Genomic DNA, 14,004 nt, shown 5'->3' on the forward strand with positions numbered 1-14,004 from the left:
TTAAATGGATAAAACCTTAGTCATTTCTAACAGGTCGCTCTCCAATTTAAAAGTATGCCTGGTTAGCGCTTCGTCTATACTTGTCGTCTTTATATCATTTCCACGTAATCCAACCATTTGCATGGTACTTCCTTTCAACAATTCATTCACAGCTGCAAAGCCTAAACGACTGCCTAAAATTCGGTCGAAACTACTCGGGCTGCCTCCACGTTGCAGGTGGCCTAATATCGTAACTTTCGTGTCATAGTGGTTAAAACTCTCTTTCACCTTTTTCGCAACATCATAAGCACCACCAGCTTTATGGCCTTCTGATACAATTACAATGCTCGAAGATTTCTTGGTAGATGCACCAATTGCCAATTGTGAGATCAGTTCATCCAGACTGGTTTCTTTTTCCGGTAGGAGTACTGCCTCTGCGCCACTGGCGATCGCACTTCTCAGGGCTATACATCCCGAATCTCTGCCCATTACTTCAATAAAGAATAAACGGTCATGGGAATCTGCAGTATCTCTGATTTTATCTATTGCTTCAATAACGGTATTTATTGCCGTATCGTATCCTAAAGTGAAATCTGAGCCGTATAAATCATTGTCGATCGTGCCTGGAATTCCAATTACACGAATTCCGAACTTCTTTCCAAAAAGCTGTGCACCTGTAAATGTACCATCTCCTCCAATCACTACCAAGCCATCAATGTCACGGGCTTTTAAGTTTTCAAAAGCCAGCTGCATTCCTGCTTCAGTCTTAAACTCCAGACAACGCGCTGTTTTTAAAATGGTACCACCTAAGTGTATAATGTTACTAACGGATCTTGCGTCCATTGGGTTGATGTTGTTGTTGATCAAGCCCTGGTATCCCTGCAAAACCCCAAACATGTTGATTCCATTGTATATGCCGGTACGTACTACTGCTCTAATGCAGGCGTTCATCCCTGGAGCGTCTCCTCCAGATGTCAATACGGCGATATTTTTAATATTTGGTTTCATGATTTGTGATTACGAATATAGCGTGTATTTTTTACACTAAGTAATTTATTTTTTATTTTCCTATGTAATTAGGATGCAAGTGTATTTTTTTGCCTCAATGTTTAAAAATTTAATAGTTTTTATAGTTTGATAAAAGATGTCTGTTGCTGTAATGATTTAGCAGCGCTGAAAAATTCAATATTCCGAGCCATTATTTCTACAAAAATCAGCATCATATCTTTATTAACAAGATCGATCATCCCTGCATCCGAAGGATTAGCGCATGCAATATAGAAAACACGACTGAAAAATCCGATTCAAGAACTCATTTCCTGGCAGATTCTTTTGCAACATTATTTTTATAATTATACTTTTCATTTTGTTTTTAACTTAAATCCTGTTAATCTTGTTAAAACGAGATATTATTTAAGAACTTTATAGATTAAACCCGAGTGGAAGAGATGGAGCGTATAGCAGCGGGTGTAAGGGAAAAGAATAGAAAAGATAAATAATCTACAACAAATTAACGCCTTAATTGAATTCAAGGCAGATTGAAAAATAAGTTTGATAAATAAAATTTGATATTTTGAAAGAAGTCTTACCAAAGTTTAATTCCACTTTCTCGATTGATTGTGTGCTGTTCGGATTTGATGAAGGAGAATTGAAAATTCTTTTGATTGAAAGAAACGAGGAACCCTTTAAGGACTGGTGGGCATTGCCAGGAAATATTGTTGGAGAAGACGAAAGTTTAGACCAGTCGGCCTCCCGTATTTTGCATGAGCTAACCGGTTTGGGTGATGTTTATATGGAACAATACTACACCTTTGGGGATGTAAACCGACATCCACAAGGAAGGGTAGTGAGTATAGCCTATTATGCGCTATTGAGGTTAGGTGGCGATAAAGCCCTGAAACCACTGAGTAATTATGCCAAACAAGCCCATTGGATCAATGTGCAGAACCTACCAAAGCTGGCATTCGATCATCAGCAGATCTTCGATAAAGGGCTGGAAAAAATTAAAAGAAGAATCAAGCACCAGCCCATTGCTTTTGAGCTGCTACCAGAGAAATTTACCCTCACACAATTGCAGAATGTGTATGAAATTATCTTGAGTAAAAAACTGGATAAAAGAAACTTTAGAAAGAAGATGCTGAGCTTCGGCGTATTGAAAGACCTGGAAGAGAAACAAAAAGGAGTGAGCTTTAGGGCAGCAACCCTGTACAAATTCGACAAGCGTAAGTACGCCAAATTATTTGGCAAAGAAATCTCTTTTTAACCTCAGATACAATCAATTTCCTGCCTTTAAAAAAAGATGGCCACAGTATGTAAATACTGCGGCCATCTTTTTTACCTCCGATTTATTTCCCCTTATGGATGGCAATCTTATACTGATAAGTAGCCAGGAAATACCTCCTGAGAATCTGCTGTTCAGAAGTACTGACAGAATTTTCACTTGCATAGCGATAAACAGAGATACGCTGGTTTAATACATCGAATACAGATAATTTTAGTTGTCCACGGTCTTTTTTGAACATTTGTACACTGAGCGCAAGGTTCAATATATTAGCACTTTTTGAGAAGCCTTCGCTGAGGTTTGGGTTGTAGTTAAAGTTGTATTTACCATCAATGATGATTCTTTTTGGCCATCTTAAAGTCAGTTCCGCCCCAATATTATGTGAGGGGGTATTGATATTTTTATAATCTACTTTTTTATAGGTCGTGATGGATTGTCTGAAATCGTATTTCGTGCTGATGGTAAATAAAGATTGATAATTGAAGTTGAAACTCTGACTGGCGTTTGCATAATAATTGTATTGTACGCCCTCATCCTGATTTAGAAAAAAAGCACTTCTGGTGGCATTGAAGGAAATATAGCTTTCCAATCCAAATTGCCAGTCCTGAGACTTTTTAAACTGCTTGCCAAAATTTGCGCCCACATAACCTGACACTCCGCCATCTTTGTTAATAGGCGTGGTGGTCGTCGTTCCATTGGCGTCTATCGTGTTTTTTTCTATGGTATTGTTGTCAGTGAATGTTAATCCGCCATAGGCATTAAAATTGACCTGCTTTTCATTATTGTATTTGTAGAGATTTCCTATAAGCTCGCGATTGTATTTGGGCTTCAGCTCAGGATTCCCAATGTACTTGCGGAGCTGTGTGTACGTTCTGGTGATGGGCTGCATCTGAGCGATGTTAGGCTGTTCGATTTGTTCCTTATAGGAGATAGAAAAGCCAGGACCTTGAAAGGAAACTACTGGAAATAAGTTAAAGTATTTTAAATATTGATCGGGAATGGCTTTGTTAAACTTGTTTTGCAAGTTTTGTAAGGTGGCATTCATGCCGACTTTGATGTTGTATTCTTTTGAAAAGAGGTAGGAAAGCTGCGGCATTAGCTTTTGTGTCCAGGTATTCCTGGTCAGTTCGCTGCTCTGCTCAGCAAGAAAAACGTTGTACAAACCATCTGCCGGATTTTTGTCGTAATTGGATACCTTTTCTGTAGAGTTGATATAGTTAGCCCCTGCCTTGAGCTCTATTTCCAGGGATTTACTGAGAGGGTAACTATAATCTATGCTGATTGCCGCATCATTCGATCGGTTATTATTGTCTTCCAGCCGATCTAAAAGTTCTGATTGAATCGTTTCCACATAAGACTTTAAATCCAGGAGAGAATAATTGTCAGCAGCTTTTCTATTCAAATTTAAAAAGTGCTCAATGTTTATGGATTCGCCCTCCTTTTTAAACCGTCTGAAGTAGGAAGCCGTATGGGAAAACCCACGTTCGTCCGACTGATTTGTGTGTACACTATTAGACTCAGACAGTTTCGGATGTAAGGTGTTAAAACTGCTGCTCATACCTGAATTTTGATGGTAATCGCTGCCTAAATTAAGTGTTGGCCGATACCGGAAACGATTTAAAGTATCGGGTGCCCATTCCATTAAACCAGATATTGCATGTTTATTCTTGTTGTTCCGGCTTTCTGACCTGGAAGAAGAACTGAGTATGGTTTCTGCCAATGTTTGCTCATTAAAGTTTGTTGAACTAGCTGTAGTACGGGTATTGGTATAAAAATAGGTCAGATTGGTTTTTAGCTTTTCGCCATAATTATGATTGATATTTAGGCCTCCGCTGCTCACTTTTTCCATATGGCCACCCCAGCTTTGTCCACCAAAGGTGCCGTCATAAAATTCTGAGCCACCAGATCGGTCGAAACCTCCCATTGAGTATAAATCGTCCTGAGAAAAGCCGGTTTTATTCAGATTATTAGATAAGCCAATGAGACTGACCTGTAAAGTATCTCTAAAATTACTCAGGATTCCTCCTACTTCATAACGATCTCTGCTGCCGGATCCAGCCTGAATTTTGCCTATAGTACTTTTTTTGATTTTGCTTTTTAATTTCAGGTTGATGATTTTTGAGAGCTCTGAAGAATTGAGCTTATGGGCCGGGTCATTTTCCCGGTCATCATACACCTGGATCTTATCAAGTAGGTCGGCATCCAGATTTCTGGTGGCCACCAATGGATCATTCCCAAAAAACTCTTTACCGTCAATCAGCAGCTTGCTGATCTTCTTCCCATTCACCAGAATAGAACCATTGCTGTTGACCTGCACCCCAGGTAATTTTCTGAGCAGCTCTTCTACTACGGCATTTGGCCTAGTTTTAAAAGCTTCAGTATTAAACTCTATGGTGTCTTTTTTGATCAGTACTGGTGACCTTTCTCCCTGAATGATAACTTCTTTCAGGTGTGTACCACTAAATAATAAGGTGCCAAAATCTTTGACTTCTCCAGTTTTTAACTGCAGGTTTTGTCGGTAGGTCGGATAGCCAACATAAGAAATGATCAATTTTGTAGCGCGGTCCGTGGGAATACCCGATAATTTAAACCCTCCCTTTTTATCGGATAAGGTATAAGAGATTAAAGTGGTGTCTTTTGAATTGACCACCGCAATAGTGGCAAATTCTATAGGCGCATTAGTGCTGGAATCAGCTAAAGAACCTTTTATGGCTGCTTTATTTTGTGCATAGGTATTAGATGCTATTAAAAATAGCAGGAGAGCAGCTAAAATTTTAAACATGAAGCGCGTTGTATGGTTTGTTGGTGTGTTTCCTTTTAGGAAAAACATCTGGTTACCCAAGTATACTGCATTTTCATAACTATGTCTAGTTAAATTATGTTAAAACATTTATGGCCAAAAAAAAGAGGATACCTGATTCAGGCATCCTCTTTTTACTTTATAGTAATACTGTGATTATTTATTCACAGTATTCATGTGGTAATCTACTAAATCATCTATAGGAGAACGGATCACTTTACCAACGCCCATTTCATATCTATCGGCCACCTGGCTTAAAATATCTCTGAAGCTATAACCTACAGATCCAACACAGTTTAACGTATATTCTTTGTAGTTTGGATAATGAATCACCAAATTCTCAAAGAATGCTGTAAATGCGAAATCTACTGTAGAGAAGGTATAATCTTCGTAATTGTCTTTATAGTCATATAAGAACTTGCTGAAACCAGCGCAAAAACGATTCGGAAGTGGTTTATTATAAATATGGTCAAAAATGTCCTCATTCGTTAAGGCAAAGTTATCATAGAAACTTTCTCTTAAACCTTTAGGCATATAACCTTTCATGTAATCACTAAGAATTCTTTTTCCGATATAACATCCACTACCTTCATCTCCCAGGAAATAACCCAGAGAATCAATGTTCATGGTAATGTCTTTACCGTCATACAAACAAGAGTTTGTACCTGTGCCTAATATAGCTGCAAAACCAGGCTCGTCACCTAGTAAAGCACGGCATGAAGCCAATAAATCGTGTCCTATGTTGATCTTTGCATTAGGAAAAACCTGCTGCATTGCATCTGCTACAATCTTGCGCTTGGCATCTGTTGAACAACCTGCACCATAGTAATTTACTTCGGTAAGTTTATCAGTTTCTAAATGATCCGGAAGAGATTTTCTTAACGAACCAACAATATATGCGGTATCTGAAAAGTATGGATTGTATCCCTCTGTATTAAATAGAATTTTTCTGCCTGCTTCATTAATTAAACACCAATTGGTTTTGGTTGAACCACCATCTGCAATAACTATCATCTTAATTTGTTTTTTTCGGGATAAAAGTAAATAATCCTAACACTTTTGTAGGGTTTTTTTTCATAAATTTAATTCTTTGGTTTAAGTTTTTAAATAATTTTCCGCCTTTATTGTACAAATAATGGCGTTTTTGCTCGTTTTATTTATTGATTTAAAGTTACCATATTGTTAAAAAAACACTAAGCCTAAAATACACTTGTTATTTTGAAATCCAAATTTAAAATCAAGCATTTACGGGAATTGATATTTTAATTGGGAGAAAAGGACTTTTTTAAAATTTAAAAAACCTCAATTAAAAGGTTAATAAACGTTTTAGTAGCGTTAAAAGGTGTTTTTTAATAAAAGTTAGACATTCTTGATTTAATGTAATTATCTCGTTAGCTCCCCGGATTTTGTACTGCACCTCTTTTTAACGACATTTAAAAAGATAATATTTGTAGACAAGCTTATAACATAAGATGATAGGAATAAAGATTGATTTGAGAAGCGATACCGTCACCAAACCAACGGCAGGCATGCTGGAAGCCATGATGACAGCGAAGGTTGGCGACGATGTTTTCGGAGAAGACGAAACCGTTCATCAACTGGAAACGAAGCTGGCTGCGACGTTTAATATGGAAGCCGGACTGTTTTGCCCCTCAGGAACAATGACCAATCAGATCGCAATCAAATGTTTTACCCAACCCATGGATGAGGTCATTTGCGATCAGACTGCGCATGTATACCGATATGAAGGCGGCGGAATTGCCTACCATTCTATGGCCTCTGTCAGGTTGCTGAATGGGCCGCGCGGTATCATTACCCCGGAAATGATAGAGCCAGAAATCAATGATGACAATATTCATTATCCAAATTCAAGTCTGGTGGTATTGGAAAATACCGTTAATAAAGGAGGAGGAGCTTGTTATCACCTGGCCCAAATCGAACCGATTCATACCTTATGTAATATTAAAGGGCTAAAATTACACCTTGATGGGGCCAGAATATTTAACGCCCTGGTTGCTACCGGCAATTCCCCAAAACACTACGGACAATATTTCGACGGCATTTCTGTATGTCTTTCCAAAGGACTCGGTGCCCCTGTAGGCTCTGTTTTGTTGGGCAGCAAAGAGATGATTAGAAAAGCGGTGAAAATCCGTAAAGCATTTGGAGGAGGCATGAGACAAGCTGGATTCCTGGCTGCGGCTGGAATTTATGCCCTGGATCACCACGTGCAAAGACTGTCTATCGATCACGATCATGCTAAATCTCTATCTGCAGCATTAAAACAGGTCAATTATGTCGTATCGGTGATGCCCGTAGCAACAAATATTGTGATTTTTGAAGTCGCAGCAGGCTTTAAAGCCGAAAATATTGTCCATCTTTTGGCAGAGAAAGGCATCGCCTGCAATACCTTCGGACCCGCAACAGTCCGCATGGTGACACATCTTGACCTTTCATCGGAGATGATCGACCGCGCCATAGAAATCATTTTACATTTACATCCTTCTGCTCATAAATAACCTTTACATGAAGAAAATTTTGATAGCCAATAGGGGCGAGATAGCATTGCGTATCATGCGTTCTGCACGTGAAATGGGGATTAAAACAGTAGCCGTTTATTCGGAAGCCGATAGAACAGCACTTCATGTGCGCTATGCCGATGAGGCCATCTGCATTGGACCGGCAGCATCAAATCAAAGTTATCTGCTAGGTGAAAAAATTATTGAAGCTTGCCAGATAACAGGGGCAGATGCAATCCATCCTGGCTATGGTTTCTTATCTGAAAATGCCAATTTTGCCAGGTTAGTGCAGGCTTCGGGCCTGACTTTAATCGGTCCAACACCAGAAGCAATGGAAATCATGGGAAATAAGCTTTCTGCAAAAGCAGCGGCATTGAAATACCAGATCCCTATGGTTCCAGGAACAGAAGAAGCCATCACTGATATTGAGGAAGCAAAATCCAGAGCAGTAGCAGTAGGTTTTCCTATCCTGATCAAAGCAGCTGCCGGTGGTGGTGGAAAAGGAATGCGCGTAGTAGAACAGGTCAGCGATTTTGAAGAACAAATGCATTTAGCTGTCAGCGAAGCAACCTCCGCTTTTGGTGATGGTGCTGTGTTTATAGAGCGCTATGTGTCTTCACCCCGACATATTGAAATACAGGTTCTGGGGGATGCTCATGGTAATATTGTACACCTTTTTGAACGCGAATGTTCTGTACAGCGCAGGCATCAAAAGGTGATCGAAGAAGCGCCTTCCAGCGTGCTTACAGCAGAAATCAGAGCAAAAATGGGTAAATGTGCCGTAGATGTAGCCAGATCTGTAAATTATGTAGGTGCCGGTACTGTAGAGTTTATTCTGGATGAAAATCTCGATTTCTTCTTTTTAGAAATGAATACCAGGCTTCAGGTAGAACATCCGGTCACGGAATTGATCACCGGACTGGACCTGGTCAAAGAACAGATTAAAATAGCCCGCGGTGAAGCGCTTTCCTATGCGCAGGAAGACCTGAAAATTCATGGTCATGCGATAGAATTGAGGGTATATGCGGAAGATCCGGAGAATAATTTCTTGCCTGATATAGGCGTACTTGAAGTTTATCAGACGCCAAAAGGAAATGGGGTACGTGTAGATGATGGCTTTGAACAAGGTATGGAAATCCCTATTTATTATGATCCTATGATCGCTAAATTGATTACTTACGGTCAGAACCGGGAGGAGGCGATGGAAAGAATGATCAGGGCTATTGACGAATATCACATTACCGGGATAAAAACTACGCTGGGTTTTGGTAAATTTGTGATGCAGCATGAAGCCTTTAGATCAGGGAATTTCAACACGCATTTCGTAAGTAAATATTTTAGTCCGGACCGGATAAAGCTGACTGACGAAAATGAAGCGCTGATGGCAGCAGTCATAGCTGCAATAACTTATAAAAAGAAACCAGATGTATGGATTGCTGAGCCTCAGGGACAGCAAATCAGCAATTGGAAAAGAAACCGCACAAAATATAATTAGCAGATGTTTACAGGAATTATTGAAACATTAGGAGAAATTACAGCGATTAAAGAAGAAGGTACTAATCTTCATTTTACCGTTCAATCGCAATTGAGTAACGAATTAAAGATCGATCAAAGCGTGTCCCACAACGGGGTATGCTTAACGGTAGTGGCTTTAACAGAAAACACACATACCGTAACGGCTATTCAGGAAACTCTGGAAAAGAGCAGCCTGGCTCATTTAAAAATTGGTAGTAAAGTGAATCTGGAGCGTTGTATGCAGATGAACGGACGCCTGGACGGACATATTGTACAAGGTCACGTAGACCAGACCGCTACCTGTGTAAAAAGAGAAGAATTAGATGGCAGCTGGGAATACCGCTTTAAATATGAGGCACAAAATGGAAATGTGACCGTAGAAAAAGGCTCAGTTTGTGTAAACGGAATCAGTTTAACGGTCGTAGGCTCAGCAGATGATGAGTTTTCTGTTTTTATCATTCCTTATACTTTCGAGCATACCAATCTTCATCAGGTGGACGTTGGAGATACCGTAAACCTTGAATTTGACATCATCGGTAAGTATGTAGCCCGTTTAGTTGGCCGTACGTCATTACCGCTTTAGTTCTTCAATTTTATTCTTTATAAAAACGATCAGCTTGGGCTGTTCAGCAGTGTTTATCGTTTTCAGGTATTGCTGGTAATAACTGATGGCATTTTTCTTGTCATTAAGCTTGGTTTCATAAACCAATGCGATGTTATAATATAAACTGCCATTGTTCTCAAATAACAAGCCCCGCTTGTAAGTAGTGATGGCCTGATCGTTTTTATCAAGATTCTCATAAGAGTCCCCCAATAAACCATAATAACTGGACGTTTTAGGGGAAATGGCGGCTTTCACCGTTTTTTCCAGATATTTAACGGCATTCTGGTAGTCCTTAATTCCCCGGTAACTCAAGGAAATGTTGTACAAAAGTCCCTCTGCATCTTCGCTTTTACTGTTGACCATTAGAAAGTAATTCAGCGCTTTTTGATAGTTCAGCAATAAGAAATAGCTCTTCGCAATATTGTTCAGTACGAAGCTGGAACTGTCTCCATAACTCATTAACTTCTCGCCGGTCTGAATGGCCTCCTTATATTTTTTAGAAGCTATTGTTGCCGGCATTTTCATCTTTAGCAACTGTAGATTGCTGCTGTCGGCAGCCAATGCGGGCTCCAGCACACTTAATGCCTTCTCAAAATAGTTCATCTTGAAGTAAAGCTCACTTAACTCATAAGCGACATCAGCATCTTCCGGATTCAGCTGATTGGCCTTTTTATAATGGTCAATCATAGGAATCAGGTCTCCCTGCTCTTTTTCTATACGTCCGATCTGCTTGTAAGCATTGAAATTATTGCTGTCCAGGGTAATGATATGGCTGATATATTCCTTCGCCTTACTGTTATTGCCCCTTCTTAAATTGATATTGGCCAGGTTAAATAAGCCTGGAATATCATCGGGCTTTTCTGCATAAAGCTTCAGGTAGTTTTTTTCTGCTTCTGTAAGTTTACCCGCCATTAAATAGGCATAAGCCAATTGTGAAATCGCTTTTGGGTCTTTTGTATCCTCCTTATAAATGCTCTGCAAGTATTGAGCAGCATCCAGGTACCGCTGAGATTGAAAAAAATCCAGTAATTTCTCTTTATCTAAAACAGGGTTGGTTTGTGCATTTACAATAGCGGTACAGCTCAATATCAAGAGGGAAAAGAGGAATTTTTTCATTTAACGTATAGATTGATTTTATAGGATGATGTTGGAGGAACAATTTCGTTCCAATAAACTAAGTTATTAGTTTGATCTCAGTATTCCAAATTTGAACCTGATAATATGGTCTAATAGGAGAAAATGAAAATATCTTGGCAAGGTAATTGGTTCTACTAACGTATCAATAATAGGTTAAACTAAATCGATAAAAACATGGATACATTAAAGAAGTTTGAATTAATGGAGAAGATAGTCAGGGAGTTGGTTGATTTACAGCATTCACAACAAGCGATTATCCAGAAGATAGGAAAGATTGAAGTAGACAACATTGAACTGGGAGATAAAAAACTAGATAAAGATCTTCCTGACATGCACCAGCGGGTTTCAGACAATCTGGAGACCATCGTAGGCATCCTGGCTTACTTCGGTGATAAAACCGAGAATTTTGGTAATAAAAACAATGTGGAAGCCCTGAAAGAGAAGCAAACCATTGACGAGGCTACTGGCCATTAAAGAAACATTATAGCAGGTGAATGGATCATCATCATCCTGATGAACCTGAAAAAAAACCGATACGGGCATAAACCCGCATCGGTTTTTTTATTTCATTTGTTTATTGTTCAAATCATCTTTTGGCGGGGCAACGGGGATAAATAAATTGAATCGCGTTCCTACACCCAATTCACTTTCGACGCTAATCGTTCCGTCATTACGCTCCATAAATTCCCTGCATACCACCAATCCAAGTCCTGTTCCTTTTTCGTTTAAAGTTCCTCGCGTAGACATGTTCTCTCCGCTAAATAACTTTTTCACAGTTTCTTCTTTGATACCAACCCCATTGTCATGAATCGTCAGCATCATCTGACCTTTTGTATAAACGGAGGATATATCGATCTCACAGCCCTCGTAACAGAATTTTATAGCATTGCTCAGTAAATTGCGCACCACAATCTGAATCATCAGCATATCTGCATATACCATAATTCCTGGAAACACATCCTGTATCATCTTCACATTTTTTGATTCAGCAGAAGGTAAATGGTAATTTACTTCATTGATGATCATACTCCTCAAATCGAAATACTCTTTATTCAGTCCGTATCCTTTTAATTGGCTTCTGGACCAGTGTAAAATATTTTCCAGCAGTTCTGTGGTGTATAAGATGTCCTTGTTTAAGGTCGGTGATAACATTTTAAACTCCTCAATCGTAATCTGATCATTAGAAATCATTTTGAGTACTTCGGAAAGATTCACCAAAGGGCCACGAAGGTCATGCGCAATGATAGAGAAAATCCGGTCTTTTAGCTGATTTAGCTTTTTAAGCTCTTCGGTTTGCTGCTGAGAGCGGAGTGCCTCCTGTTTAAAATGGGTCAGGTCCTGAAATTTAATCACGGTAGCCACATTGCTCAGCTGATTGTCGTCCAGGTAAATAATATCGGCCTCCAGGTCATGGACACCCAATGGGCTTTCCACACTGAGTTCTACCTTCCCTGATTGATGTTTCCTTAAAAATTCAAAGAAATTATCCTGTTCCGGAAACAGGGATTCAATGCTGGAACCAATGATTTTTTTACTGTTAGGTTCCTCAAGATATTTTCTTAAAGCCTGATTATAATCAATAATCCTGTACTGTTTATCAATCACGACAAAGCCATCCTGTATCAAGTCCAGCACCTTTTCTCTGGCCACAGGCAATACATCAAAAAGTTTGTACCGGTAAGCAGCGAGTGCCACAAAAGCGATGGTTCCTCCAAAAGCAAAAGGGGTAAGGTCTAGATTTTCGACAGGGCGGAAGCCAAAAACATAGGCGATATTAGTCACCCAGGGGATGAGCGCAGCAATGATAATGCTGTAATTCTGCCTTTTATAGATGGGATCAGCCTTGCGAAATGTGGCAATCAGCAGGTAACTGCCAATGCCCAGTAACAGATAAAAGTAAGCGGTAAATATTTTATACGAGATGCCAGGTTTGATGGAAACCATAGGAAATGGACCGCTGGTGTCCATGAAATAATTTTTATAATGCAGGTGATGAAGGTCATTGGTCCAAACCAGAAGGGTGGTAATTGAAGTGACGCTGACCAATAAAGACAAGTTCAAAGTTCGCTTATACCAGTACTCTTTTCCGGATAGTTTCAAGCAGAACAGCAGCCAGTAAAGTGGAACTGTAGTAATGCCGATATATTCAATGTCTATGAAAAATTTTGCTGTTTTTAAATCGCTGGTAGCGAGTTCAAATCCATATCCTAAAGACCAGATGGCATAAGACAGCATCACCAGGCCGAAAAGTCTAACTGCGCCATGGTCTTTGCGGTATGCATACCAGGATAAGAAAAGCGTGACCGCCCCAAAAAAGATCAAAAAATAAGAGTATGCATTAAATGTAAAATCCATCTAAATAGGTGATGATAAGGGATTCAGCTTTGAATTCTAACACGATTTCAAACTGGCGATTGTAAATATAAAATTACGTAATATACTGATGAATTAAAAATATTCTTAGTTTTACATATCAGTATAAAATCAACCTAACATTACATTATGAAAAAAATAATCTTATCTGCGTTATTCATCTGTTCGAGCATGATGGCGTTTAGTCAGATCTTACCTAGCTTTCAATTCGGATTAAAAGGTGGTGTCAATATGACCAAGTTCAGCACAGAAGGTACTTTTAAAAGTGAAAATAGAGCAGGATATTATGGTGGTATTTGGGCGCGTATTGGCGCAGCTGGAATTCACTTACAGCCGGAGATGTATATTTCAGGTAAAAACACAACTTTAAAAGATGCCAATGGCTTTGAGAATAAAGTAGATTTTACAAGTTTGGATATTCCTGTATTAGTAGGTACAAAAATCGGTGCAGCCGGAGTGGGAATTCGTTTAAACACTGGTCCAGTGGTTTCTTTTGTATTGAGCAAAGATCAATCCATTAAAGATGCTACTACTCAGGTATTCAAAGGAAACTTTAAAGATCAGAATTTTGCATGGCAGTTTGGTGCAGGACTGGATGTCAGTAAATTAGGAATCGACTTAAGATATGAACAAGGTTTGTCCAAAATTGGCAAAGATGATTACAGTAATGCAAAAAAACTAGGCTTATTCACGCTAGGACTGGCTTACCGTTTGTTCTAAAATACAATTTTTCAACAATTGTTGAAAAGGGCTGAACTTTAGGGTTTTGCCCTTTTTTTTGGCGCTAAAATTGATATTA

At 39.2% G+C, this 14,004-nt stretch carries 11 protein-coding genes; 6 read left to right on the forward strand and 5 right to left on the reverse strand.

Going from position 1 to position 14,004, the window contains the following annotated elements; translation table 11 throughout:
* Positions 1 to 987 (reverse strand): 6-phosphofructokinase, encoded by a 987-nt coding sequence (gene pfkA / locus AQ505_RS04885; RefSeq protein ID WP_062547142.1) that lies wholly within the window; start codon positions 985 to 987, stop codon positions 1 to 3.
* A 565-nt stretch (positions 988 to 1,552) separates the two neighbouring features.
* Here pfkA and AQ505_RS04890 point away from each other — a divergent pair.
* Positions 1,553 to 2,242 carry an NUDIX hydrolase gene (locus AQ505_RS04890; RefSeq protein ID WP_062547143.1) on the forward strand — a complete coding sequence of 230 codons (690 nt, stop codon included), beginning with the start codon at positions 1,553 to 1,555 and terminating at the stop codon, positions 2,240 to 2,242.
* An 82-nt stretch (positions 2,243 to 2,324) separates the two neighbouring features.
* Here the strand turns inward: AQ505_RS04890 and AQ505_RS04895 are convergent, their stop codons facing one another.
* Positions 2,325 to 5,042, reverse strand: coding sequence for an outer membrane beta-barrel protein (locus AQ505_RS04895; protein ID WP_062550886.1), 2,718 nt, complete (start codon positions 5,040 to 5,042; stop codon positions 2,325 to 2,327).
* A 174-nt stretch (positions 5,043 to 5,216) separates the two neighbouring features.
* On the reverse strand, positions 5,217 to 6,074 hold the full coding sequence (locus tag AQ505_RS04900) for a hypothetical protein (protein WP_062547144.1): 858 nt from the start codon (positions 6,072 to 6,074) through the stop codon (positions 5,217 to 5,219).
* A 458-nt stretch (positions 6,075 to 6,532) separates the two neighbouring features.
* Between AQ505_RS04900 and AQ505_RS04905 the strand changes: the two genes are divergently transcribed.
* From AQ505_RS04905 to AQ505_RS04915, 3 genes are read left to right on the forward strand one after another with little or no spacing between them, the layout of a single operon-like run.
* A complete protein-coding gene (locus AQ505_RS04905) occupies positions 6,533 to 7,576 on the forward strand; it encodes a threonine aldolase family protein (protein ID WP_062547145.1) in 1,044 nt (347 codons plus the stop codon).
* A 7-nt stretch (positions 7,577 to 7,583) separates the two neighbouring features.
* Entirely contained in the window at positions 7,584 to 9,071 is a 1,488-nt protein-coding gene (gene accC, locus AQ505_RS04910) for an acetyl-CoA carboxylase biotin carboxylase subunit (protein WP_062547146.1), read from the forward strand.
* A 3-nt stretch (positions 9,072 to 9,074) separates the two neighbouring features.
* Positions 9,075 to 9,674 (forward strand): riboflavin synthase, encoded by a 600-nt coding sequence (locus AQ505_RS04915; protein WP_062547147.1) that lies wholly within the window; start codon positions 9,075 to 9,077, stop codon positions 9,672 to 9,674.
* Here the strand turns inward: AQ505_RS04915 and AQ505_RS04920 are convergent.
* Entirely contained in the window at positions 9,663 to 10,811 is a 1,149-nt protein-coding gene (locus AQ505_RS04920; RefSeq protein WP_062547148.1) for a tetratricopeptide repeat protein, read from the reverse strand. The two genes, AQ505_RS04915 and AQ505_RS04920, sit on opposite strands and share 12 nt — an antisense overlap.
* A gap of 195 nt (positions 10,812 to 11,006) precedes the next feature.
* On the opposite strand from AQ505_RS04920, the gene AQ505_RS04925 reads away from it, so the two are divergent.
* Positions 11,007 to 11,306, forward strand: coding sequence for a hypothetical protein (locus tag AQ505_RS04925; protein WP_062547149.1), 300 nt, complete (start codon positions 11,007 to 11,009; stop codon positions 11,304 to 11,306).
* Between the two features lie 87 nt (positions 11,307 to 11,393).
* Here AQ505_RS04925 and AQ505_RS04930 read toward each other — a convergent pair whose 3' ends face one another.
* Positions 11,394 to 13,187, reverse strand: a complete 1,794-nt coding sequence (locus AQ505_RS04930) for a sensor histidine kinase (protein ID WP_062547150.1) — start codon at positions 13,185 to 13,187, stop codon at positions 11,394 to 11,396.
* 147 nt (positions 13,188 to 13,334) lie between these two features.
* Between AQ505_RS04930 and AQ505_RS04935 the strand changes: the two genes are divergently transcribed.
* Entirely contained in the window at positions 13,335 to 13,925 is a 591-nt protein-coding gene (locus tag AQ505_RS04935; RefSeq protein ID WP_062547151.1) for a porin family protein, read from the forward strand.
* Positions 13,926 to 14,004 lie beyond the last annotated feature (79 nt).

Source organism: Pedobacter sp. PACM 27299 (genome assembly GCF_001412655.1).
GTDB lineage: Bacteria > Bacteroidota > Bacteroidia > Sphingobacteriales > Sphingobacteriaceae > Pedobacter.

Coding starts and splice junctions, on each gene's coding strand:
- pfkA (WP_062547142.1), bottom strand. CDS start 987: ATGAAACCAAATATTAAAAATATCGCCGTATTGACATCTGGAGGAGAC.
- AQ505_RS04895 (WP_062550886.1), bottom strand. CDS start 5,042: ATGTTTAAAATTTTAGCTGCTCTCCTGCTATTTTTAATAGCATCTAAT.
- AQ505_RS04900 (WP_062547144.1), bottom strand. CDS start 6,074: ATGATAGTTATTGCAGATGGTGGTTCAACCAAAACCAATTGGTGTTTA.
- AQ505_RS04905 (WP_062547145.1), top strand. CDS start 6,533: ATGATAGGAATAAAGATTGATTTGAGAAGCGATACCGTCACCAAACCA.
- accC (WP_062547146.1), top strand. CDS start 7,584: ATGAAGAAAATTTTGATAGCCAATAGGGGCGAGATAGCATTGCGTATC.
- AQ505_RS04915 (WP_062547147.1), top strand. CDS start 9,075: ATGTTTACAGGAATTATTGAAACATTAGGAGAAATTACAGCGATTAAA.
- AQ505_RS04920 (WP_062547148.1), bottom strand. CDS start 10,811: ATGAAAAAATTCCTCTTTTCCCTCTTGATATTGAGCTGTACCGCTATT.
- AQ505_RS04925 (WP_062547149.1), top strand. CDS start 11,007: ATGGATACATTAAAGAAGTTTGAATTAATGGAGAAGATAGTCAGGGAG.
- AQ505_RS04930 (WP_062547150.1), bottom strand. CDS start 13,187: ATGGATTTTACATTTAATGCATACTCTTATTTTTTGATCTTTTTTGGG.
- AQ505_RS04935 (WP_062547151.1), top strand. CDS start 13,335: ATGAAAAAAATAATCTTATCTGCGTTATTCATCTGTTCGAGCATGATG.